The organism is Bacillus sp. AFS001701 (genome assembly GCF_002559405.1).
In the GTDB taxonomy this organism is placed as follows: Bacteria; Bacillota; Bacilli; order Bacillales; family Bacillaceae_G; genus Gottfriedia.
Genome location: NZ_NTZO01000214.1, coordinates 1 through 22453 on the forward strand (window position 1 = coordinate 1; position 22453 = coordinate 22453).

Annotated in this window: 23 protein-coding genes and 1 other annotated feature; of the genes, 13 read left to right on the forward strand and 10 right to left on the reverse strand. The window is 31.8% G+C overall.

Annotated features, from left to right (window positions below):
* Window positions 1–254: 254 nt before the first annotated feature.
* The 3 genes from CN514_RS14590 to CN514_RS14600 all read right to left on the reverse strand — a co-directional run bounded on the left by CN514_RS14590 (window position 255) and on the right by CN514_RS14600 (window position 3886).
* Complete coding sequence (locus CN514_RS14590) at window positions 255–617, reverse strand: P-II family nitrogen regulator (protein WP_098233218.1); 363 nt, start codon at window positions 615–617, stop codon at window positions 255–257.
* Between the two features lie 12 nt (window positions 618–629).
* The gene (locus CN514_RS14595) at window positions 630–1856 is read right to left on the reverse strand and encodes an ammonium transporter (RefSeq protein WP_098233236.1); all 1227 of its coding nucleotides are present in this window, start codon (window positions 1854–1856) and stop codon (window positions 630–632) included.
* 257 nt (window positions 1857–2113) lie between these two features.
* Window positions 2114–3886, reverse strand: a complete 1773-nt coding sequence (locus CN514_RS14600) for a glycoside hydrolase family 13 protein (protein WP_098233219.1) — start codon at window positions 3884–3886, stop codon at window positions 2114–2116.
* Between the two features lie 214 nt (window positions 3887–4100).
* Here CN514_RS14600 and CN514_RS14605 point away from each other — a divergent pair, with 214 nt between their 5' ends.
* Window positions 4101–5603, forward strand: a complete 1503-nt coding sequence (locus tag CN514_RS14605; protein ID WP_098233220.1) for an alpha-amylase family glycosyl hydrolase — start codon at window positions 4101–4103, stop codon at window positions 5601–5603.
* Between the two features lie 227 nt (window positions 5604–5830).
* Window positions 5831–6874 carry a LacI family DNA-binding transcriptional regulator gene (locus CN514_RS14610; RefSeq protein ID WP_098233221.1) on the forward strand — a complete coding sequence of 348 codons (1044 nt, stop codon included), beginning with the start codon at window positions 5831–5833 and terminating at the stop codon, window positions 6872–6874.
* A gap of 63 nt (window positions 6875–6937) precedes the next feature.
* Here the strand turns inward: CN514_RS14610 and CN514_RS14615 are convergent, their stop codons facing one another.
* Window positions 6938–7429, reverse strand: coding sequence for a YajQ family cyclic di-GMP-binding protein (locus CN514_RS14615; protein ID WP_069032968.1), 492 nt, complete (start codon window positions 7427–7429; stop codon window positions 6938–6940).
* Between the two features lie 123 nt (window positions 7430–7552).
* On the opposite strand from CN514_RS14615, the gene CN514_RS14620 reads away from it, so the two are divergent.
* Window positions 7553–8428, forward strand: a complete 876-nt coding sequence (locus CN514_RS14620) for a CvfB family protein (protein WP_098233222.1) — start codon at window positions 7553–7555, stop codon at window positions 8426–8428.
* Between the two features lie 98 nt (window positions 8429–8526).
* Window positions 8527–9378 carry a YitT family protein gene (locus tag CN514_RS14625; protein WP_286141691.1) on the forward strand — a complete coding sequence of 284 codons (852 nt, stop codon included), beginning with the start codon at window positions 8527–8529 and terminating at the stop codon, window positions 9376–9378.
* 1180 nt (window positions 9379–10558) lie between these two features.
* On the opposite strand, the gene CN514_RS14635 is transcribed toward CN514_RS14625, so the two are convergent.
* A complete protein-coding gene (locus tag CN514_RS14635) occupies window positions 10559–10687 on the reverse strand; it encodes a DUF3941 domain-containing protein (RefSeq protein ID WP_098233224.1) in 129 nt (42 codons plus the stop codon).
* A gap of 170 nt (window positions 10688–10857) precedes the next feature.
* On the opposite strand from CN514_RS14635, the gene CN514_RS14640 reads away from it, so the two are divergent.
* Together CN514_RS14640 and CN514_RS14645 are read left to right on the forward strand one after the other, a co-directional pair.
* A complete protein-coding gene (locus CN514_RS14640; protein WP_286141692.1) occupies window positions 10858–11712 on the forward strand; it encodes a YitT family protein in 855 nt (284 codons plus the stop codon).
* A gap of 136 nt (window positions 11713–11848) precedes the next feature.
* On the forward strand, window positions 11849–12367 hold the full coding sequence (locus tag CN514_RS14645; protein WP_098233225.1) for a BsuPI-related putative proteinase inhibitor: 519 nt from the start codon (window positions 11849–11851) through the stop codon (window positions 12365–12367).
* A gap of 62 nt (window positions 12368–12429) precedes the next feature.
* Here the strand turns inward: CN514_RS14645 and CN514_RS25760 are convergent, their stop codons facing one another.
* Window positions 12430–12573, reverse strand: a complete 144-nt coding sequence (locus tag CN514_RS25760) for a hypothetical protein (RefSeq protein ID WP_172445653.1) — start codon at window positions 12571–12573, stop codon at window positions 12430–12432.
* Between the two features lie 183 nt (window positions 12574–12756).
* The gene (locus tag CN514_RS14650) at window positions 12757–13569 is read right to left on the reverse strand and encodes a Cof-type HAD-IIB family hydrolase (RefSeq protein ID WP_098233226.1); all 813 of its coding nucleotides are present in this window, start codon (window positions 13567–13569) and stop codon (window positions 12757–12759) included.
* A 152-nt stretch (window positions 13570–13721) separates the two neighbouring features.
* Between CN514_RS14650 and CN514_RS14655 the strand changes: the two genes are divergently transcribed.
* Window positions 13722–13904, forward strand: a complete 183-nt coding sequence (locus CN514_RS14655; RefSeq protein ID WP_056473610.1) for a YjzC family protein — start codon at window positions 13722–13724, stop codon at window positions 13902–13904.
* Window positions 13905–14133: 229 nt separating this feature from the next.
* Here the strand turns inward: CN514_RS14655 and CN514_RS14660 are convergent, their stop codons facing one another.
* Complete coding sequence (locus CN514_RS14660) at window positions 14134–14322, reverse strand: YjzD family protein (RefSeq protein WP_098233227.1); 189 nt, start codon at window positions 14320–14322, stop codon at window positions 14134–14136.
* Window positions 14323–14486: 164 nt separating this feature from the next.
* Here CN514_RS14660 and CN514_RS14665 point away from each other — a divergent pair, with 164 nt between their 5' ends.
* The 6 genes from CN514_RS14665 to CN514_RS14690 all read left to right on the forward strand — a co-directional run bounded on the left by CN514_RS14665 (window position 14487) and on the right by CN514_RS14690 (window position 20409).
* The gene (locus CN514_RS14665; RefSeq protein WP_098233228.1) at window positions 14487–15212 is read left to right on the forward strand and encodes an alpha/beta fold hydrolase; all 726 of its coding nucleotides are present in this window, start codon (window positions 14487–14489) and stop codon (window positions 15210–15212) included.
* Between the two features lie 46 nt (window positions 15213–15258).
* On the forward strand, window positions 15259–16065 hold the full coding sequence (locus CN514_RS14670) for a hypothetical protein (RefSeq protein ID WP_098233229.1): 807 nt from the start codon (window positions 15259–15261) through the stop codon (window positions 16063–16065).
* Window positions 16066–16326: 261 nt separating this feature from the next.
* Window positions 16327–17262 (forward strand): beta-ketoacyl-ACP synthase III, encoded by a 936-nt coding sequence (locus CN514_RS14675; protein WP_098233230.1) that lies wholly within the window; start codon window positions 16327–16329, stop codon window positions 17260–17262.
* A 25-nt stretch (window positions 17263–17287) separates the two neighbouring features.
* Window positions 17288–18526: a beta-ketoacyl-ACP synthase II gene (gene fabF, locus CN514_RS14680; RefSeq protein WP_098233231.1), complete on the forward strand. Its 1239-nt coding sequence runs from the start codon at window positions 17288–17290 to the stop codon at window positions 18524–18526.
* 139 nt (window positions 18527–18665) lie between these two features.
* Window positions 18666–19442 carry a DUF2268 domain-containing putative Zn-dependent protease gene (locus CN514_RS14685; RefSeq protein ID WP_098233232.1) on the forward strand — a complete coding sequence of 259 codons (777 nt, stop codon included), beginning with the start codon at window positions 18666–18668 and terminating at the stop codon, window positions 19440–19442.
* A 214-nt stretch (window positions 19443–19656) separates the two neighbouring features.
* A complete protein-coding gene (locus CN514_RS14690) occupies window positions 19657–20409 on the forward strand; it encodes a YjbA family protein (protein ID WP_098233233.1) in 753 nt (250 codons plus the stop codon).
* 180 nt (window positions 20410–20589) lie between these two features.
* Here the strand turns inward: CN514_RS14690 and trpS are convergent, their stop codons facing one another.
* Window positions 20590–21588 carry a tryptophan--tRNA ligase gene (trpS, locus tag CN514_RS14695; RefSeq protein ID WP_098233234.1) on the reverse strand — a complete coding sequence of 333 codons (999 nt, stop codon included), beginning with the start codon at window positions 21586–21588 and terminating at the stop codon, window positions 20590–20592.
* A gap of 60 nt (window positions 21589–21648) precedes the next feature.
* Window positions 21649–21877 (reverse strand) — a binding site (T-box leader).
* Between the two features lie 58 nt (window positions 21878–21935).
* Window positions 21936–22310: a DUF3899 domain-containing protein gene (locus tag CN514_RS14700; RefSeq protein ID WP_098233235.1), complete on the reverse strand. Its 375-nt coding sequence runs from the start codon at window positions 22308–22310 to the stop codon at window positions 21936–21938.
* Window positions 22311–22453: the final 143 nt, after the last annotated feature.

The window sequence follows — 22453 nt, forward strand, 5'->3', positions numbered from 1 at the left end:
TTAAAAACGTGGAATCGCAAATAAAAAATGAGAAACGCAATTAAAAACCCAGAATACAATAAAAATCGTTGAATTCTAAATAAAAAATGTATTGATTAAATCGAATTAATCTGTAAAATTCAAAAAACTGACGAACAGTTGTACAAAAGCATTAAATAAGTTACATAGCTGCATTAGCCTTAAATTTTATCTGTGTAAATGTAATAGTTAAATCAAAAAAACCTAGCCAAATAGAATGACTAGGTTTTAAAAATCTAATAATCATTTTGTAATGCGTCTCTTCCTTCTTCTCCAGTGCGGATTTTTATTGCGTTTTCAATAGGGTATACAAATATTTTTCCATCCCCAGGTTTTCCTGTTTTTAACACTCTTTTTGCTTCATCGATTACAGCTTGAACAGGGACATCACATACGACTATTTCAACTTTTATTTTTTCGTGTAAATTGATTGTTCGTTTTTTTCCTCGATACACTTCCGTATAGCCTGATTGCATTCCGCATCCTAAAACGTTTGTTACGGTCATTCCTGTGATTCCTAACTTCGAAAGTGCATCTTTTAAAACATCAAATTTATCTGGCCGTGTAATAATTTCAATTTTTGTTAATTTTGCAGTCATTTTTATCCCTCCTTATATACTTGCGTCGTGATATGCTTTTTCTCCATGAATACTTAAGTCAAGGCCGAGGTTTTCTTCCTCTTGATCAACTCGAATGTGAATGAAAAAGCCTATAACTTTCACAATTAAAAAGGTAATAAGTCCTGCAAAAAGATAGGTTGCACAGATAGCGAGTAGTTGTTTCCAAAGAAGTGATATATCACCGTAAAAAAGTCCGTTTGCACCAGCACTATTTACTGATTTTGTGGCGAATAATCCTGTTGCAATAGCTCCCCATGTCCCACCGATTCCGTGACAACCGAATGCGTCTAAAGCATCGTCGTATCCAAATTTGTATTTTAAGTATGTTACTGCTAAAAAGCATATGACTCCACCTAAAAATCCTATCACGATTGATGAGAGAGGTGTGACGAATCCGCAAGCAGGTGTAATTGCAACTAATCCAGCTACAGCACCACTAACTCCACCTAAAATAGTAGGTTTTTTATTTAGATACCATTCCACTAGCACCCAAGCAACTGAAGCTGCAGCAGCTGCAGTATTTGTATTAATGAATGCAGTTAATGCCACATCATTTAATGTTAGAGCACTACCAACATTGAATCCGAACCACCCAAACCATAATAGTCCAGCGCCTAATACAGTTAGTGGTAAATGATGAGGTGATGTAGATCCGAAATCTCGTCTTTTGCCAAGAAGTAGAGCCAGAACTAAACCTGAAACACCGGAGGAAATATGGACGACTGTTCCACCAGCGAAGTCTAAAGCACCTAGATTACGAAGCCAACCATCCACGCCCCAAACCCAGTGAGCTAATGGATCGTAAACAAATGTTGTCCATAAAAGGGTAAATAATAGAAATGCTGAAAATTTCATGCGCTCAGCGAAGGCACCTGATATAAGAGCAGGAGTTAAAATTGCAAACATTAGCTGAAACATCATGAAAAGATTATGAGGGACTGTTGCGCTGTAGTTATCATTTGGAGTAAAACCAACATCCTTTAATGCTGCCCAAGAAAAGTTACCAATCAAATGATGAAAATCTGGACCGAATGCTAAAGAGTAGCCAATTAACACCCACTGGATTGATACGATTGCCATAGCAGAATAGCTATGCATTGTAGTACTTAAAACATTTTTACTTTTAACCATACCGCCGTAAAAAAGTGCCAAACCAGGTGTCATGATCATGACTAAAACAGTTGAAATAAAAAGAAATACACTATCCGCAGATTGAATACCGTTCATCTTCATTCCCCATTTCTTTAATGTTAGATTTTATAACATTAAATGTTATATATGTTATCATATTCAGAATATATGCAAAATTCAATAATAATTTCACGAAATCCCCAAAAAAATATATAAAATTATAATGAAAACGCTAACATATATCTAATTTGTTAGAAAATCTAACATAACGTAAATGAGTGAATAAAAATACAGACCCACATAAATGAGTCTGTATTTGAAAGTTTGATGTCAGGTTAACAGCCTTAATTAAATAAGTCTGTATCTTCTACTTGCAAGATTAAAAAGTCGGTCTCTAGTAGATCAACACCAATTGAATCAGATTCAGTTGCAAACTGTTCGCCATTCCATACATTTGTAATTCTTTTCTTACCTAAATTTATTGGTACTTGAACTGATTGTTTTTCGCTCGAGTTATTAATGATGATAAAAAAATGAAATTGATTATTCTTTCTTTCATACATAACAATGTCGGGCTGTTCAGCTTGTACCCAGTTAAATTCACCGTCATTTTCTAAAACTGAGTATTTTTTTCTAATCGAAATCAATTTTTTTATTGAATTAAAAATACTTAAATTATATTGAGATTTATCCCAAATCATACAGCTTCGGCATTCAGGGTCATTTCCACCTGTTAAACCAATTTCATCTCCGTAGTAGATACATGGAGTTCCAAAGAAAGTAAATAAAAAGACATATAGTAGTATCACTCGTTTTTCATTTTGATTACATTGGGTCAGTATTCTTGGTGTATCATGTGAACCTAATACGTTGAAGAGTGCCTTGATTACAGGTAATGGATATTGAGCTATTAAATCGTTAATCGAATATTGAAATTGTATCTTTGAAATTGATTGATACCCGAAATAAGCAAAAAGTGATTTCATTAGAGGATAATTCATAACAGAATCGAATTCGTCGCCTCTTAGCCATGGCATTGCATGGTGCCAAATCTCACCTACAATAAATAAATCATTTTTTAGTTCCTTCATTTTTTTATTAAATAGTTTCCAAAAATAATGATCGATTTCGTTTGCTACATCTAAACGCCAACCATCTATATTAAATTCTTTTATCCAATAAGAACCTATTTCTAATAAAAAATTTTGTACTTCTTTATTTTCTGTATTTAGTTTTGGCATTTCCTTTACAAAAGAAAAAGTTTCATACGCTGAATTGTTTTGTTCATCTTTATAAAAGTGAAACCACTCAAAAAAGGCGGACTCCCTTCCGTTTTGCAATGCGTCCTGAAATGGGGGAAAGGATGCACTTGTATGGTTAAATACTGCGTCAAGCATTACTCGAATATTATTTTCATGACATTTTTCGATTAATGTTTTTAAGACTTTCTCATCTCCAAAAGTAGGATCTATTCTAAAATAATTGATCCTATTATATTTATGATTTGAATTTGCTTCAAAAATAGGAGTTAAATAAATACCGGATATTCCTAATTTTTTAAGATAATCTATTTTTTGAATAACACCTTCTAAATCACCACCAAAATAGCTTGAACTAGTTGGTAGAGTAGAGCCCCACGGAGTCGAATTGATAGGATTATTCTTGTTATTTCCACTAGCAAATCGATCAGGGAAAATTTGATACCAAATCGTATCATGAATCCAACTCGGAGGTGATATTAAATTATTTTTATGCAGAAATGGCAATGTAAAACAGTTTGATTGATCATTAGGGTTAAAATTGTTTGAAAATCCGCCCTCACCATAAAATAGAGAATCTTGCTCATTTTTTAAAAGAAATTGATATTTCATTCGTTTATTTGGAGGGATTACATTTACTTCCCAGTAGTCGTATAGTTCTGTGGAAAATGCAAGATACATGGAGAGTGGTGATTCAGTTTGCCAACCTAAATCATTAAATTTGAATGGATCTCCGAAATTAAAAATAATTTCTGTACAATCACCTTTTTTTGTTCGAATTCTTAAACGATAGGTTTTATCATCTATTGAAAAAGCATATTGATCATATGGCTGATGATATATTGATTCAATTTGCATGATCCCACCCTTTATTTTTAGTAAAATTTTATTATGAATGTCTGAAGGAATTAACTTGCTATCTAAATTAGTAACAGTATAATTAAATAGTGTGTGCAATCGCTTCCATTTTTATGAAATTTAATTTAACATTTGAATTTCATTGTAATATTTTGCAAAATAATGTAGAGAGTGAAATTTTTGTACATGCGAGTGTCTTGCAGGGGGAGAAAAAATGAGGCGATTTGGTTTTTTAATACTTGTGTCTGTACTATTTTTTAGTACGTTACCAAGTATTGGTTTTGCAGAAAAAAATACAACTGATCTAAGAAAAGAAATGATTTATCGAATTTTAGTTGATCGTTTTTTTGATGGTAATCCTATGAATGATAAAAATACTGACCCGAAAGATTTATATAAATCTCAGGGTGGGGATTTAGCTGGTATTACTCAAAAATTAGATTATCTTAAGGATTTTGGATATAATGCTATTTCTATTTCACCTATTTTTGAGAATGACGAAAATTCATATGATGGATTCTCAGTCGTTAATTTTAGAAAAATTGATCCAAGGTTCGGAACAAATAAAGAACTTAAGAAGTTAGTTAAAGAAGCGCATGAACGTAATATAAAAGTTTATATTGATTTTGTTACAAATAATGCTTCGCCAAATAGTGAACTTGCTAAAAAATCGGATTGGTTTAATCCAGAAAATAGTACAAGTTCAGAAAAGAAATGGATAAATGGGTTACCTGATTTTAATCAAGAAAACAATGAAGTAACTAATTATTTAATCGAAACAGCTGAGTATTGGATGGATCAAGCTAATTTTGACGGATATAATTTACAAGAAGTAAATAATGTACCTGTTTCATTTTGGGAATCATTTAATAAAGAAATAAAAAAGAAAAATCCAAATTTCATTTTATTTGCTGATTTAAATGCTTCAAGTGATATAGATCTAAATAAATATAAAAATTTAGGTTTTAATGGAATTTATAATGTTGATTCAGTAGCTGATTTAGCAAATTCGTTTTCTTCACAAAATCAATCATTAACTGACATAATGAAGCAACAAGCGGATTTAAGTAAGCAGTTAGGTTCGACATTAATGATTAACTATTTAGATGATGAAATGACTAAGCGTTTTGTTTCAATAGCTCTATCAAAAGGGCAGTATCCACCTTCAAGATTAAAGTTGGCTCTTGCATATTTATTTACAACACCAGGGATTCCGTTGACGTATTATGGGACAGAAATTGCACTAAATGGTGGAAACATCCCTGATAATCGAAAAGGAATGGATTTCCGTACTGATGAAGATTTTTCAAAATATATTAAAAAACTAACTGAATTAAGAAGAACTTTACCGTCACTTTCTGAAGGTGATTTTGAAGTGCTTTATGATGATTCTAAAGGTATGACTTTAATTAAGAGACATTATAATGATGAAACTACGATCGTTGCAATAAATAATACTTCTCTTGATCAAAAGGTTCATTTAGATTTTGATGTCGTTAAAAAATCTAGTGAATTAAGAGGGATGTTAAGTGATGATTTAGTTCGTCCAAATAAAAAAGGATTTGATATAGTCCTTAAAAGAGAATCTTCAAATGTTTATGCAGTTGCACCTAAAACTAGTTTAAACATTGGAGTGATTATTGCAATTCCATCTATTTTTGTGGCGTTTATCATCTTTTTATGGTTTGCAAGAAGACGTAATAATGAAGAGAAATAAATACTAGTTAGCTGTGCTTAGAATACTTGAGAAGATTACTGTCTTATTTAGTATTCTAAGCAAATTTGTAAAAGATAAAATCCACTAGATTCCAGTATAATAATTGGGACATCGACTTGTGAAGGAAGATGTGGATTGTATCATGAATCAATAATCTTTTAAATAGAGTCTACATCTAAAGAAGAAATGATAACGTTTACATTCATTCGTAAATAAGGGGAATTAAAATGACTATTACAATAAAGGATGTTGCGAAGAAAGCGAATGTAGCGCCTTCAACGGTGTCTCGAGTTATCTCAAACAACCCAAGGATAAGTGAAAAAACAAAAAGGAAAGTTAGAAAAGTAATGGATGAACTGAATTATCATCCCAATTTAAATGCAAGGTCATTGGCTAATCGATCTACGAAATCAATTGGATTAGTTTTGCCACCAGCATTAGATACTTCATTTCATAATCCTTTTTTTGCAGAAGTAATTAGAGGTGTAACTGCGTATTCGAATCAAAAAGATTACTCTCTTTATTTTATTACAGGAAACAACGAAGATGAAGTTGAACAAACTGTGATTAAAACAATTAGAGGTAGAAGAGTCGATGGAATTATTCTGCTTTACTCTAAGGAAAATGATAAGATTATTGATTATTTGAACGAAAATAATTTTCCTTTTGTATTAGTAGGGAAGCCTTATCATTCAATTGATGATATAACCTATATTGATAACGATAATTATGCAGCTGCTAGAGATGTAACGAATTATTTAATTGATCATGGACATCGGCAAATTGCGTTTGTTGGAGGAGAAAGTAGTCTTCTTGTAACTCAAAACCGTTTACGTGGCTTCCAAGATTCAATGCAATTAAACGGACTTTCAGTAAATGAAGAAGAAATTATATTTACATCATTTACAAGAGACGGTGGAAGAAAAGCAGTAAATCAATTGCTTGAACTAAAGGAGCTTCCGACTGCGATTGTTGTAACTGATGATGTATTAGCATTAGGAATTATAAGTGTATTAAGTGAACATAACATTTCAGTCCCAAATAATATTTCAATTATTAGCTTTAATAATGCAATTTTTGCAGAATTAGCAAATCCACCATTAACATCAGTAGATATTAATATTTATCAATTAGGCAATGAAGCAGCAAAAAATATTATTTCAAAAATTGAAGAACCAGATGGTACTGAAAAAAGTATTATCGTTCCATATAAAATAGTAGTCCGTGGCACATGTGTAAAGAATGAGAGATTAACGTTAGTTAGTAGCTAATTGAATTTATAAAAGTTAAAAAAGAGGATGATTCGTTTCATCCTCTTTTAAATATGTATATACTTATCGGTAATTCAAAAATTGAACATCAATTGATAAATCTGCACCTTTTACAGCAGCGATAATTGCTTGTAAATCATCTCTACTTTTTGCAGTCACACGGATTTGATCATCTTGAATTTGTGATTTTACTTTTAATCCACTATTTTTAATGATCGTATTGATCTTTTTTGCATTATCTTTATCAATACCTTGAACTAATTTAGCTCTTTGTCTTACAGTACCACCTGAAGCACCTTCAACTTTACTGTAGTCTAGGTTTTTAATAGGAACATTGCGTTTAATTAATTTATTAATTAATACGTCTTTTAATTGCTCTAACTTATAATCGTCATCAGAAACTAAAACTAATTCCTCTTTTTCTAATGTAATTGAGCTCTTACTTCCTTTAAAGTCATAACGAGTTGCGATTTCTTTTGTAGCAAGTTGAATCGCATTCGAGACTTCTGGTAAGTCTACTTTTGAAACAATATCAAATGAACTTTCTTTTGACATAGATAGAATCCCTCCAATTCGTTAATACTTGTATTATAGTGTATGATAGACGAAGTAACAAACTTTCATTATGCATGATATAATAATTTTTAGTTTGGAAGTTTAGAGAGGATGTAACAAAGAATGAGTTTACAAGCAGGAGAGATTGTAACTTTAGTTTGCAGTCGAGAAACAGATATTGGGTATATGCTTGTCCAAGATCAAGAAGAAGTATTTTTACATAAAAATGAGGCATCTGGTGAAGTTGAAATAGATCAAGAAGTAACTGTATTTTTATATCATGATTCTAAAGGTAGACTTTCTGCAACGATGGAAATGCCGTTCATTACAACAGAAGGATATGGATTTGCAAAAGTAGTCGATAAACTTGATGGAGTGGGTGTTTTTGTAAACATCGGCATTTCAAAAGATATTCTTTTAGAAAAAGGTGACCTTCCACCACTTCAAGAAGTTTGGCCTGAAGCAGGCGATGAAATTTTTTGTACGTTAAAGCAAACAAATAAAGGCAGACTATTAATTAAAATTGCTACTGAACCAGTCATGAAAGAGTTCTCTGTACCGGCTGAACCTAGTATGCTTAATAAAAATGTTACAGGAATCATTTATCGTACTTTAAGAGTAGGTTCTTATATTTTAACTGATGAACGATTCATAGGTTTTATCCATGAATCACAAAGAAGAACTGAACCTCGCATTGGTGAAAGAGTAAGTGGACGCATTATTGATGTTAAAGATGATGGAAGTATTAACGTTTCGCTTTTACCAAGGGTGCATGAAGGATTAGATCAAGAAGCAAATGATATTTATGAATATATGATGAGTCGTGGTGGGGCAATGCCTTACTGGGATAAGAGTGACGCAGAGGATATTAAAGTAAGATTTAAAATTAGTAAAGCTTCATTTAAACGAGCGATGGGTAGATTACTAAAGGAAAATAAAATCTATCAAGAAGACGGTTGGACATACGCAAAAGAACTGTTTGAGAAGAAAGAGCAATAATTAGGTTTTGAAACCATTTCACTTGGTGAAGTGGTTTTTTGCTATTTTTTTACAATTTACAGGCATACTAAACATATGAATGTTTAGGAGGCTTGTAGGTGAATGACAAAAAAGAATTGTTAATAAAAGTTCTTGTAGTAATATTTGGTGCATTTATGAATGCATTTGCGATGAATTGTTTTTTAATTCCTGTCAGTGTTTATTCAAGTGGTTTTTCTGGTTTAGCTCAGTTACTTACTAATTTATTAAATGATTTTACACCTTTTTCGGCTTCTACGGGTATTTTACTTGCAATATTAAATATCCCTGTCATCATTTTAGCATGGAAAAAAATAGGTCCATCCTTTACGTATTTTACGATATTAAGCGTTGGAATCACGACGTTATTTTTAGAAGTAATCCCAGTAACGCCTCTATTCTCAAAAGACATTTTACTAAACGCTGTATTTGGTGGATTAATTGTTGCCGTGGGAATTGGATATACATTAAAGTTTGGTGCTTCAACAGGTGGATTAGATATAGTTGCACTAGTATTATCACGTTCGAAAGGAAAACCGGTTGGTACATACTTCTTTCTGTTTAATGCGTTAATTATCTTAACAGCGGGCTATATTTATGGAATGGAGAAAGCACTTTATACATTAATTAACCTATACGTAACATCTAGATTCATTGATGCAATTCATACTAGTCATATTAAAGTAACTGCCTTTATTGTAACAACAAAAGGTGATGAGTTGCGTAAAGAAATCCATTCGAAGCTAGTGCGAGGAATTACTGCGATCAATGCAAAAGGTGCCTTTACGAATCAAGATAAACAAATTTTAATGATGGTACTATCACGTTATGAGCTATATCATCTATCGAAAGTCATTAAATCAGTTGATGAAAAGGCGTTTACAAATATTGTTCAAACAATTGATGTGTTTGGGGAATTTAGGAAGTTTTAACAATAGATATATGAAAGTGAAAATGAATTTAAGCTCTAATCTATTTTAAAAAATGGTATTAATGATGATGATATCTATTGAGAGAAAATTTTAACAGCTATTAGCGGGTCAAGAGAAGAGTGGTTTAGTTGTTGATGGAGTTGTGGGAATTAGAACTTGGAGTAAGTTGTTTTAAGATATTTAGGAGAAGTCAATGAATAGTGTGACTTCTCCTAAAGGAACTTAACTAATTATTTTATTCAGTAGCATTGAACTATCTTTTTTAAAAATTGATATTAGAGTAAATAAACATATAGAAGCTATAAATAAAAAATACTTATCAGAATAATTATCTGTATGGATAACAATGCTTGCAAATATAAATAAAATAATAGCTCCTAGGAAGTACTTTGAGCTATTTGGAAAAAAATTCTAAAAAACAGAATCCTAGAAGGAGAATTAGGTCCCCAAGTGAATGCTCTGTCAGAAAACCTATTCATCCATGTAGTAGCTTCACCTTTACTTAATTTCCACTCTACCCCCCACCAATGTTTAATAGTTGAACTAAATGTTGTAACTCAAAAGGATTAGTCTCAATTAATTTAATTTCACTATTAATATAATCTATTTCAATCTCTTTATTTTCTATACATTTATTAATGTTTTCTATGCCATTAATAAAATGATTATAGACTACAGGATCTACCTGCTTTTCAAATTCTTGCGTTAAAGATGAGTCCTTATTTGATAGATTGCATTTCAAATAAGGACAGTACATGTTGATTAATACTTGATATTATTAATGTGTTTTTGCAGTGCTTTATTTTTATATAATTCATTAAAACTCCAAGTAAAAAGGACCTTTCCAGTAATAATGCTGGAATGGTCCTTTTTGTATTTTTTTAAAGTGTCTGTCCACTATAATTATGCATTAAAATATTCCCCAAAAACCTCCCCAAATTTGTGGAGGGTAGTTGGCTATTGTATGGCAAATTTTTAAAATTGTTATAACCTCTAAAAACACTTATATAATAGTGTTTCTAGAGGTTTTTTTAACATATTTACATCGGTTAAATATTCTTAATAATAAGGCTTTTTCAAGTTTAGAAAGTTCTTATTGTCTTTCAGAAAGATTTAAATATACTTAAACTATTAGATGAAATTTTACATGTTTTTAATCAGTTAAAACGGTTTTAAAATATTAAAGATGATCGACACTTTTAGAAAAAGATTTCTTACCAGCTTGTGCATTTTTATTTTCTTGTGCATTTTTCTTTTCTCTTATTGCGTTATTATCTTTTGCTTTTTTGTCATTATCACTAGTAGGCATATTTAAGCTCCTTTATAAAAAATGATAATGTTAGGTTTGCCTTTATCACTTTAATTATGTATGTGTGTTTGTTTTTACATTTGGCTTTTGTTAAACAACTATGATGTTCTACAAAGGCAAATATTTTTTATATAGAGAGAAGTTTTATTTTTTTTGAGGAGGAAGCAGAGTTGGTGGAAAGAAATAAAGAGCTTTTATTTAAGCTGGTTGTAGTAATAATTGGTGGTTTCTTAAATGCGTTTGCAATGAATTGTTTTTTAATCCCTGCTAATGTTTATTCAAGTGGTTTTGCAGGTCTAGCGCAGTTGCTTTCAAATATTATTACTGACTACACTCCGTTTACTGCAACGACGGGGATTCTTTTAGCGTTATTAAATATTCCTGTTATCATCTTAGCATGGAAAAAAGTTGGACGTTCCTTTACGTATTTTAGTTTCTTTAGTGTAGGGATCATGACATTATTTTTGGAAATCTTACCTGTTAAACCGATTTTTTCTGATGATATTCTTCTTAATGCAGTTTTTGGTGGTTTAATTGCTGCGATCGGAATTGGAATGACATTAAAATTTGGTGGGTCTACAGGTGGGTTAGATATTATCGCCTTAGTTCTTTCAAAATCAAAAGGGAAACCGGTTGGAACCTATTTCTTTTTGTTTAATGCAATTATTATCATTACAGCTGGCCAGCTATATGGAATGGAAAAAGCTCTTTATACTTTAATCAATTTATATGTTACTACTCGTGTGATCGATAGTGTTCATACAAGTCATGTTAAGCTAACGGCAATGATTGTCACAACAAAAGGTGAAGAGCTTAGAAAAGAAATTCATGCGAAACTTGTCCGAGGAATTACACAAATGAATGCTACTGGAGCATTTACTAAACAAGATAAAGATATCTTAATGATTGTATTATCTCGTTATGAATTATATGATTTGGAAAGAATTATAAAAAGGGTAGATCCTAAAGCTTTTACGAATGTGGTACAAACCGTTGATGTTTTAGGGGAATTTAGAAAGATTTAAATACTTTTAATTTTAAGATTTATGCATTGGTTTCTAAATCATAATGCTTGCTACAATATTTCACTGAAATTTTAAAGTAATTTCTCAGCTTTTTGGTATAATTTAGGATAAGGATACTAAAAAGGTGGAGATTATTTTGAAAAAGGGAGCGTTTCTCTTACTAGCTTGTTCACTACTTCTTTCTGGTTGTGGTGCAAAGAGTGACAAGGAAATAAAACCAACACCAAGTACAAAACAAACTGTAGGGCAAATTAATGAGATTGATGTTGAAAAGCTTTCACCAATACTTGAAATTACAGAAGCTAACGGACTTGTAAAGATGAAATATTCATTACGTAATGATAATAAAATCCCTGCAAATTTTACATTCCCTTCATCACAAACAGTTGAATTTACAATTAAAGATGAGAGTGGACAAGTAGTTTATCAATCATCTCGAGAAATGGTATATGCACAAGTCATTACAAATGTTGCGGTTCCTGGCGGAAAAACACAAGTTTGGGAAGAGAAAGTTAATTTTGTAAATAAAAACCTTCCATATGGTAATTATGAAATAACTGCAAATATCATTGCATTAAAGGTTAATGAGAAGAATCTTAATGGCGAAATTAAACCAGTTACCCAAACAATTTCTTACCAAAAACTTCTTCAGTAAAGAAATAAAAAAACAACCAAAGGAGTATTCCAATGGTTGTTTTTTGTTTTTAATGCTTGAAATTAAGCATTAAAGCTTTGACTATTATTAGCTTTTCGCTCTTCTGCTTCAGCTAATGTAAAGTGGTAAGGGAATTTTTCAGAGTACTTTGTAACAGAATCAGAACTTTGTTGAATAAAGCGCTTAGACTTATTACTTTTGCCCATTATGATTCCCTCCTAAATAGGAAAGCTTTTTGTTTTTGACTTCTTAGAATTTCCAATAGTAATTGATCAAAATCAAAAAGTGGATAATCCCTTTGGTGAAGTCCTTATTAGATTGTACATTTCGTAAATTGTTATAAGTGGTTATTATTAGTTATCTTTGAAATTAATGACAAAGAAAAATTATTATTTTAAGTTGAAAAAATCTTCTAGGAAAATTGCGATTCCATCATCTTGATTAGATAATGTTGTGTGGTTTGCAATATTCTTTAATTGATGAATTGCGTTATCCATAGCAACACCATGACCCGCATATTCAATCATTTCCAAATCATTGTCTTCATCCCCAAAAGCTATAATGTTTTTTCGAGGAATATTATAGAAAGATGCTACTTTTTGTAGACCAATTGCCTTATTCATTCCTGCTTTAACAATTTCAATTATATGATGAGGTGCTGCCCAGCGACGGTGATCAATTACTTCAGCGTGGACATTTGATAGGTGCTCACGAATACTTGCAACATGAGACTCTTCACTATCGATTAGAAGACAAGTTGGAGCTTGAGTAAGATTTATAACTAAATCTCCGTGGATTATATCTTCTTTTAAGTAGTGGAAAAGTGGGAGGATCTCCTCTTCGTGTTTATCCGCGTATACATCATCCATTACTTCAGCATACATATTTTTTAATTCATATTCTCTACAGGAACTAATTACCTCTTTTGCAACTTCTAAAGGTAATGATTCGTGATAAACTCCCCATGAATCATCTAGAGGGTGATGAACATAAGCCCCATTAAAGTTTACAATTGGAGTTGTAAGTTTTAATTGGTCATAATACATTTTACTAGCTCTAAAAGGTCTACCAGTGGAAATGCATACTTCGTGACCCTGATTCTTTAACTGGTGGATCACTTTTAAAGTACGTTCGGATATTGTTTTTTCATCCGTTAATAAGGTGCCGTCTAAATCTAGTGCAATTAAGTGTTTTGTTTTCATATTCATCACCTTTTATTTTTTAATGTTAATCTTTTTAAGAAAAAATATTATTGGATAAAAAGCCAATAATTACTAATGATACCATCTTTTTAAAAGAAAAAACTTTCTTTTTAGAGGAACAATAAGAACCTAAAAAGAAGGAGGAATGGATTATGGGTCAAGCACATCAATTTCGACCAGGCGACAAAGCACCAAATAATGGGGTATACGTGGAAATCGGAGAAACAGGAAGTAATGTAACTCGCCCAAAACAAATTAAACTACAAGCAGGAGAAGTTTTTCCAGATACACAGAACCATAACAGAAAATGGACATATAAATCCAAATTTAAATAATTGTGGATTATAGAAGAGTAATCAATATTAGAAACTTAAAAGAGGTATAAAAAAAGCGCTTTCGATTAATTGATCGAGGGCGCTTTTTTATGCGTTTACAATATACAAAATATTGAAAGTAATTATCAAAATTTAGTATTTTATAAATTATCTAAATCTATAATTGATGACATATGTATATACAAAGTTGAACGTTTTTGGGTGCTACAACATATGTTATATATAGATTTTAGTGGTGTTTTGCAACAGGTTCATTAGGAATTATTGCTTCGCTAAGAACTGAAATAGCTAAAGTTAATATTACAGCCATAACTGAAGCAGTTGTGAAATTATACTCTCCGCCAGTCATTGAACTTAAAACGTAAGATCCCATTTGGCATAAAACAAAGCTCCAGAACAATGTCATAATAAAACGCACTCTAATCACTCCTATCTAGTTAGTTCTTATCATATTATATACCTAGAAATTTGATAATTGAAGTTATAATTAAAAAGTTTTAATTAAAAAAGTAACTTAAGAATTTTTTTAATACCCATTTTATAATTCCCCAAAAATACTACATTAATAATAAGGTGATAGGAATGCCTGTAACTGAGAGATTTTTTAAACAAGAGGATCAATATGCAGTTATTCATCTACCTATTAGACCGAATGGTTTCGGAGTACTATATGTCGGTGGGAATACTCATTACGTAGATAATGCACATAGTTCCTTATTGCAGCATTTTGATAAAAGAAAGTTATTATCAACATTAACAGAAGAAGGGTACACAGTATTCACTTCAAATTTATATGGAAAAAATTGGGGTTCTGATGACGCTGTCGATTTAGCAGAAAGCTTATATCATTCAGTTATGAGAAAAGAAACTTTGAATCCATCAATTCATATAATTGGTGAAGGTACTGGTGCATTAGTCGTTTGTAAATTACTTGGCCTCTTAAAGGGAAAAGTCAGAAGTATTTCATTATTAAATCCTTCATTAAATTTAAAAAATGAATTAGATTTAGAAAGAGAAAATAAATTGTTCTATAAAAGAACAGTTCATGAAATTTTAAAAGCATATAAAGCGTCAGATATATATATGGTTATAGATAGAGAATGTTTTTTTTATGAAACAATCTCACCAATTAAAATTTACACCACAACAAGAAATCATTATAAATGGAAAAGCGATATTAGACTTTTAGAAGAAGAACGACATAAAAATAATTTGCCGATTTCGATATTGATTTCATTAGAAGAGAAAAAATTTGACTGTGGAAAAAACTTAATAAGGTTTTTAAAAAAATATCAGGATGTTTTATAGTCTCTATATTTTTTTGAATAAATTTCCCAAAAGAAGGAGGTTAATAATGAAAAAATGTGCTGTCATTGGATCTAGTGGATTTATGGGTTATGAGTTGGTTTGCCAACTAATGGAATATAATGATGTTTCAGCCGTTGTGATGGAAAAGGGAAATGAAAGTGATTTAATAAGTGAAGAAAAAATCTTTTCAATCGGAAGAAATGCAAGGGTCATCTTTTTAGATGAGGAGCAATTTTTATTAGAGAATGAGCAATATGATACTATTTTTATTTGTCATTTTTATGACGAACTAAAGTTAAAAGGCTCAATTAATAGTATAGAATTTACAGAAAAACTATTTAACAAGATCATTGGCAAAAGTAAGGATATTATCTTTTTATTATCGACAAAAAAAGAATTAGCAGATTTAGAAAGAACTGTAAATGAATTGAGTAAAAATATAGATTGCAATATTACTTATATTGAAATTCCATCTTTATATGGACCTTGGGAGCCATCCGCAGGCTTAGTACATGAATTGATTGTTCAAGATCTAGGAAAAAGAAATGTTTCCATAAAAAATGTATACGGTTCTAATGAAATTCTATTTGTAGAAGATGTAGGTAAAGCAATTCGGATAATTTCGGAGAAGGAATTAAAAGAACATAAATATATCATTACAGCTAAACAATGTATGTACTTACCAGAGGACGAGAAATTCACCGGATTACAAAATATGATCGACGGAATAAAGTACGCTCAAATGAGAAACTATATAGATGCAACTCCTTTTGTTATTATTAATACAACTTCATTTGAGGACGGCATACAAAAGCAAAAAAAGCAAATTCAACAGCATTTTCATCTTTACTAATGAAAAACATTACTCATATAGGGAAATGGTTCATTTTGAACTATTTCCTTTTTTGTAGTAGAATACTATTCGTTTAAAAATTCGCTTTGGCTTTGAGCTTCGTCCAATTGAGTGGTATTCTTTTTAAGAAATGATTCATCTTTTTTACATAGCCTAGATATTAAAAGATAAAAATGTAGACAAAGTACATATTATTTCATAAAATTAGTACCAGGTAATAATAAGAAGACATAAAAATAATAAAGTAAGGCGGGGATATTAATGAATGCTGGAATTTTAGGTATTGGCTCATACGTACCCGAAAAAAAGTTAACTAATTATGATTTAGAACAAATGATGGATACTTCAGATGAGTGGATTGTTAGTCGTACTGGTATTAAAGAAAGAAGAATTGCAAGTGACGAACAAGACACTTCTGATTTAGCATATGAAGCTGCGGTAGAAGCTTTAAAAGATGCAAATGTAAAAGCAGAAGAACTTGATTTAATTTTAGTTGGAACTGTTACCCCAGATAAGTCGTTTCCATCAGTTGCATGTGTAATTCAAGAAAAACTTGGAGCTAAAAATGCTGCTGCAATGGATATTAGTGCTGCTTGTGCTGGATTTATTTATGGTGTTGTTACTGCAGCTCAGTTTGTTAATACTGGTACATACAGTAGAATTCTTGTAATCGGAGCTGAAAAGTTAACTAAAATTGTTAACTGGGAAGATCGAAACACGGCAGTTTTATTTGGTGACGGTGCAGGTGCTGCGGTTATCGGACCAGTAAGTGAAGGCAGAGGAATTCTTTCTTATGAATTAGGTGCGGACGGTACTGGTGGTAAACATCTTTATAAAGGTGGAGATCACTTAGTAATGAACGGACGAGAAGTGTTTAAATTTGCAGTTCGTCAAATGGGAGATTCTTGTGAATCTGTATTAAAATTAGCAGGATTAACGAAAGAAGAAGTGGATTTCTTAATACCACACCAAGCGAATACTCGTATAATGGACGCTGCAAGAGAAAGATTACAGCTACCTAAAGAAAAAATGAGTGTAATTATTGACCGTCATGGTAATACATCTTCATCTTCAATTCCAATTGCATTAGTTGAAGAATATAAAAAAGGAAATGTTAAAGAAGACGATGTATTAGTATTAGTTGGATTTGGCGGCGGATTAACTTGGGGTGCAATTGCACTTCGATTCGGAAGATAATCTAATTGAAGGAGGATTTTTTGGAATGAAAAAACGAGTTGTTATTACAGGTTTAGGTGCAGTATCACCTATTGGTAATGATATAAATACAGTATGGGAAAGTTTAATGAATGGAAAGAGTGGAATTGGTGCTCTGACTCGAAAAAATCCTGATAATTTCCCTGTTAAAGTTGCAGGAGAAGTAAAAGACTTTGATCCTGAAAAATATATTGATAAAAAAGAAGTAAAACGCATGGACCGCTTTACTCATTATGCAATTGCAGCTTCAAAAATGGCATTAGAAGATGCAAACTTTACGATTGATGAAGAAATTGCTCCAAAAGTAGGTGTTTGGATTGGTTCTGGTATCGGTGGGATGGAAACATATGAAGAACAGTTTAATACATTCCAAACAAAAGGTGCACGTCGAGTAAGCCCATTCTTTATTCCGATGCTAATTCCTGATATGGCATCTGGACAAGTATCGATCTTAACAGGTGCTAAAGGTCCAAATGGTTGTACAGTTACAGCTTGTGCTTCTGGTGCAAGTTCGATTGGTGATGCTTTCAAAATTATTCAACGTGGCGATGCAGTGGCAATGATTACTGGTGGTGCAGAAGCACCAATTACTGATATGGGTCTTGCTGGATTCTGTGCTGCAAGAGCTCTATCATTAAATCCAGATCCAGAAAAAGCTTGTCGCCCATTTGATAATGCTCGTGATGGCTTTATTATTGGTGAAGGTGCTGGTATCGTATTCCTTGAGGAATTAGAACACGCATTAGCTCGTGGAGCGAAGATTTATGCTGAAATCGTTGGATACGGAACAACTGGTGATGCACACCACATTACAGCACCAGCTCCAGGAGGAGAAGGTGGCGCACGTGCAATGAGAATGGCACTTGATGATGCTGGTTTAACAGTTGAAGATATTCATTACATTAATGCACATGGAACAAGTACTGAATTAAACGATAAATTTGAAACGATGGCAATTAAAGAAGTATTTGGTGAACATGCATACAATGTACCAATTAGTTCAACAAAATCTATGACTGGTCATATGCTAGGAGCAGCTGGTGGAATTGAAGCAATTATTACAGCATTAACAATCCATAATAAAGTAATTGCTCCAACGATTAATCACCAAGAAACTGATAGCGAATGTGATCTAGATTATGTACCAAATGTTGCTAGACCATTTAATGTAAAAGCAGCAATTTCTAATTCATTAGGATTTGGTGGACATAATGTAACTTTAGCATTTAAAGAATTCAGTAAATAAGTTTTAAATTTATTTTGGACACGAAAGCTTAGGCCTTTACCTAAGCTTTTTTTTATTAGAAGTCAGAGTGTAAAAAAAGTAACTTTCACTAGTTAATTATCATACTTTAATAGTAAATTGAGGTGATTAACTTGGGATAATGCCAACTTATAAGTGGGTTGATTTTATTGAAGATAAACAAATGGTAATGAAAAAACTTTTACCATATTTTCCGAAATATAATGAGGAGAGTTTATATAAATATCTTCTTTCCCACGGTTTATCGAGGCTGTCAACCTTGAGTAAGGATGATCTGAAACAACTAGAAAAAAGTATATGGAAAAACCTTTCTGAAGAGTTTGAGAAGTTAAAAAAAGAATTAAATGGACCTGACATCCCGATATTTATTTTACCTTGTCATAGAACGGGAAGTATGTTTAAAAACACGACTTATCTAAGGGGGGGAATCGCACATAAAAATTGTATTTGTTTATTTTTGTCCCCTTTAGAAGGAATTTTACAACATAAAGCAGTATTATTACATGAGTATCATCATATTGTAAGATTGACAAAGTTATATAAAAACAAAAAGGTCACATTACTTGATGCAATGATTTTAGAAGGTTTAGCCGAAACTGCAGTTTTAGATAAATATGGAGAAGCAGTTCAGGCACCATGGACAAAACAGTATTCTTCCAAGCAATGTGAATTATATTATAAAAAATATTTAATAGATAAACTTGAGATAACAAGTAATGATGATAATTTTTCAAAATACTTGTATGGTGGGAACGGAATTCCAAAATTATTGGGTTACAGTGTTGGATATGACATTGTTAAAAGTTGTACAGAGCAGACAGAATGGTCAACTGATATCCTTTTACGAACGCCAAGTAAAAAGATTAAGGAAAATGCAATACATTATATTTCAATTTGAATGCAAACGATTCCAGAGCATATCAGAGCGTATATAATGTATTGCTAGCATTAATGTATCAGAGAAGCTTTAATCTATGATATTTTAATGATTTATTGACTATTTTTCATTCAGTTTGTTAAACACTTTTTGTAATTCAGTGGAAAATGGAATAAATTAGTGAATCACTGACCATACTGAAAGTTACATACAGTTGTGAAGTGAGGGGTAGTAAATGTTGTATTTACATGATGTATGGGTCAATTGGTTTGAAGGTGAAGAAAATGGTTACAATGTCTGTCATTTTTTTGAATGGAGAAAAGATGATAGTGTTGAATTATTAGACCAAGTTCCAGTCATTAAAGTTACTCCAGAGTTATATCAGTATATTGAAAATGAACTATTAGAGCTTCCTTCCGGTCTATTAACTGAAGTGTTTCAAAAGTCTTATGTAAGAAAGAATCATGAGCGTATTCAGCTAGATTACTGCTTTGTAGTAACTGACGGTAATGGTATTATTGCGGTTGACACAATTGGGTATAATATTCCAATTCGAAAAAGCCGTTTAATACCAAGGCAAGAACAAATGGTGTATGATATGACAGCCGAGATTGAAGAAAGTCACTATAAACTTCAAAATTTAGTAAATGATGAAACAAAAGAACATCATATACTGTCACCGTCGCCAATTATTATGAGCGGACTAACAAGAAAAGAAAGACAACTAAAGCAGTTATTATTTATGGCGCTAGATCAACTCCATTCATCAAAAAATCCTTCGGAGATCAGGTATTGGTACACTGAGTGGAATCCAAGATCGTATCAACAAATTCAGGATTTGTCATTTGAGGACATTTGGTCCCAATTATATGACGAAATAAAGAGTGGTTGGTCAGAGCGACATGAGCAATTATGTGGAAGAATCGTTAAAGGTCAACCTTTCTTTGAAAAACTATGGGAAATGGAACACGAACAAAAAGTAAATTAAAAGAGGTTATTTAAAATGGCCTCAAAACGAAAAAGACCCACAAGGTGATAAAGTGCCTTGTGGGTTTTTTAGTCATTTCTCGATATTTCATCTTTTCCTCACAGTAAAGAAAAAGGTGTCTCTAAAGTTCTTTGACTTTTAAGACACCCATTACTATTTTAATTTTTACGTAAAACAGAATTATTTTTTTCTCTTGCGACCTAATCCCATAGCATTTTCCATTTTTTTAATCATTTTATTTGCAACGGCATTTGCTTTTGCAGCTCCTGCATCTAAAATATCATCTAATTCAGACGAGGAAATAATTTCTTTATAGCGTTCTTGTAATGGAAGTAATCCGTTTACTACTACATCTGCAGTATCTTGCTTGAATTCTCCATAATTTTTACCAGCATATTTATTTTCCAATTCTTGAATTGTTTCACCAGTAAATGCTGAGTAAATGCTTAATAAATTTGAAATACCAGGCTTATTTTCTTTATCATACTTAACGATGCCTTCAGAGTCAGTTACAGCACTTTTAATTTTCTTTTCAATTACTTTAGGTTCATCTAAAACAAAAATTGTAGCTTTTTGATTTTCATCGGATTTACTCATTTTTTTAGTTGGATCAGCTAAACTCATAATTCTAGCCGCGTCTTTACTAATTCTGACTTCAGGGATCGTAAAGATATCATTATATTTCTTATTAAAACGCTCTGCTAAGTCACGAGTAAGCTCTAAATGTTGCTTTTGGTCATCTCCAACTGGAACTAAGTGAGTACCGTATAAAAGTATATCAGCGGCCATTAAAGGTGGGTAAGTTAATAAAGCAGCAGATACACCATCTTTACCAGATGATTTATCTTTAAACTGTGTCATACGCTCTAATTCACCAATATAAGATATACATTGCATCATCCATCCTGCTTGTGCGTGTGCAGGTACTTCAGATTGGATAAAAATAGTTGATTTTTCTGGGTCTAATCCAGCAGCAACATAGATTGCAGATAGACTTTGAATGTTTTTACGTAAAGCTAGTCTGTCTTGCGGTACTGTTATTGCATGTTGATCAACAATACAGAAATAACAGTTATAATCATTTTGTAATTCAATGAATTGTTTTACCGCACCTAAATAGTTACCTAAAGTAATACCTCCAGATGATGTTGGTTGAATTCCGCTAAAAATAGTTTGCATTTTAAAATCCTCCTAAATAAAGCTAAATAAAATAAAAAAAGCGGCATAATCTCTCTATTACATAGAGACGATTAAACCGCGGTACCACTCTAGTTATTCCAAATAAGGAATCACTCATGCATGAAATCATGCTCTCATCTATCGTTTGAGTTACGTCGAAGCCTACTTATACTATCTGTTCAGTTCGAAGCTCAGAAGTCCATTCGACAGGAAGCATGACTTGTTTTCACCATCCACAAGCTCTCTTAACATGCTAAATCTGTGTACTACTCTTCATCACAGCTTATATATACTTTCTATAGATAATATCCTAATTATATTCAACTTTCAAGATGTTGATACATCGTTTAGTAAATAATGATAAAACTGAATAAAAAAGAAAGGATAACTAAAGTGATTGAAGCCATAAGTAATGGTTTTGTAATTGAAAATCGATATCTTCTATAGATCATATCCTTTTTCACAGTAAGTGATTCATCACCAGTCATTTCTGCCATCTGTTGGTCTCTCGTTCCGAATACTTTACGCATTCCAAAGCGAGTGATATTAAAAAATCCACTTTGTACGATTAATAAAAAACCACCAATAACAAATAATGTTAGTCCAATATAGAATATTGTGTTCGTGAAATGAAGGAAAAAGTTTAATGTTCCTTGGGTAAAAGAAAAGATTCCTGCTAGTACTATCGCAGATAATACGACAATAAAATAGTGTTTCGACATTTAATTTGTGATCCTCCTGTTGGAAAGAATTATATATTGTAGACTTAATAATGCTATACTATAATAACATTGTAAACAGTTTCAACTAATCGTTACAAAATATTTTTAAATTGTTAGCATTTTTAAGACAATTCACTTTATTT

What these genes read in the sequence shown, in the direction of transcription:
- CN514_RS14590 (WP_098233218.1), bottom strand. Translation starts at nt 617, where the DNA reads ATGACTGCAAAATTAACAAAAATTGAAATTATTACACGGCCAGATAAA.
- CN514_RS14600 (WP_098233219.1), bottom strand. Translation starts at nt 3,886, where the DNA reads ATGCAAATTGAATCAATATATCATCAGCCATATGATCAATATGCTTTT.
- CN514_RS14605 (WP_098233220.1), top strand. Translation starts at nt 4,101, where the DNA reads ATGAGGCGATTTGGTTTTTTAATACTTGTGTCTGTACTATTTTTTAGT.
- CN514_RS14610 (WP_098233221.1), top strand. Translation starts at nt 5,831, where the DNA reads ATGACTATTACAATAAAGGATGTTGCGAAGAAAGCGAATGTAGCGCCT.
- CN514_RS14615 (WP_069032968.1), bottom strand. Translation starts at nt 7,429, where the DNA reads ATGTCAAAAGAAAGTTCATTTGATATTGTTTCAAAAGTAGACTTACCA.
- CN514_RS14620 (WP_098233222.1), top strand. Translation starts at nt 7,553, where the DNA reads ATGAGTTTACAAGCAGGAGAGATTGTAACTTTAGTTTGCAGTCGAGAA.
- CN514_RS14635 (WP_098233224.1), bottom strand. Translation starts at nt 10,687, where the DNA reads ATGCCTACTAGTGATAATGACAAAAAAGCAAAAGATAATAACGCAATA.
- CN514_RS25760 (WP_172445653.1), bottom strand. Translation starts at nt 12,573, where the DNA reads ATGGGCAAAAGTAATAAGTCTAAGCGCTTTATTCAACAAAGTTCTGAT.
- CN514_RS14650 (WP_098233226.1), bottom strand. Translation starts at nt 13,569, where the DNA reads ATGAAAACAAAACACTTAATTGCACTAGATTTAGACGGCACCTTATTA.
- CN514_RS14655 (WP_056473610.1), top strand. Translation starts at nt 13,722, where the DNA reads ATGGGTCAAGCACATCAATTTCGACCAGGCGACAAAGCACCAAATAAT.
- CN514_RS14665 (WP_098233228.1), top strand. Translation starts at nt 14,487, where the DNA reads ATGCCTGTAACTGAGAGATTTTTTAAACAAGAGGATCAATATGCAGTT.
- CN514_RS14670 (WP_098233229.1), top strand. Translation starts at nt 15,259, where the DNA reads ATGAAAAAATGTGCTGTCATTGGATCTAGTGGATTTATGGGTTATGAG.
- CN514_RS14675 (WP_098233230.1), top strand. Translation starts at nt 16,327, where the DNA reads ATGAATGCTGGAATTTTAGGTATTGGCTCATACGTACCCGAAAAAAAG.
- fabF (WP_098233231.1), top strand. Translation starts at nt 17,288, where the DNA reads ATGAAAAAACGAGTTGTTATTACAGGTTTAGGTGCAGTATCACCTATT.
- CN514_RS14685 (WP_098233232.1), top strand. Translation starts at nt 18,666, where the DNA reads ATGCCAACTTATAAGTGGGTTGATTTTATTGAAGATAAACAAATGGTA.
- CN514_RS14690 (WP_098233233.1), top strand. Translation starts at nt 19,657, where the DNA reads ATGTTGTATTTACATGATGTATGGGTCAATTGGTTTGAAGGTGAAGAA.
- trpS (WP_098233234.1), bottom strand. Translation starts at nt 21,588, where the DNA reads ATGCAAACTATTTTTAGCGGAATTCAACCAACATCATCTGGAGGTATT.
- CN514_RS14700 (WP_098233235.1), bottom strand. Translation starts at nt 22,310, where the DNA reads ATGTCGAAACACTATTTTATTGTCGTATTATCTGCGATAGTACTAGCA.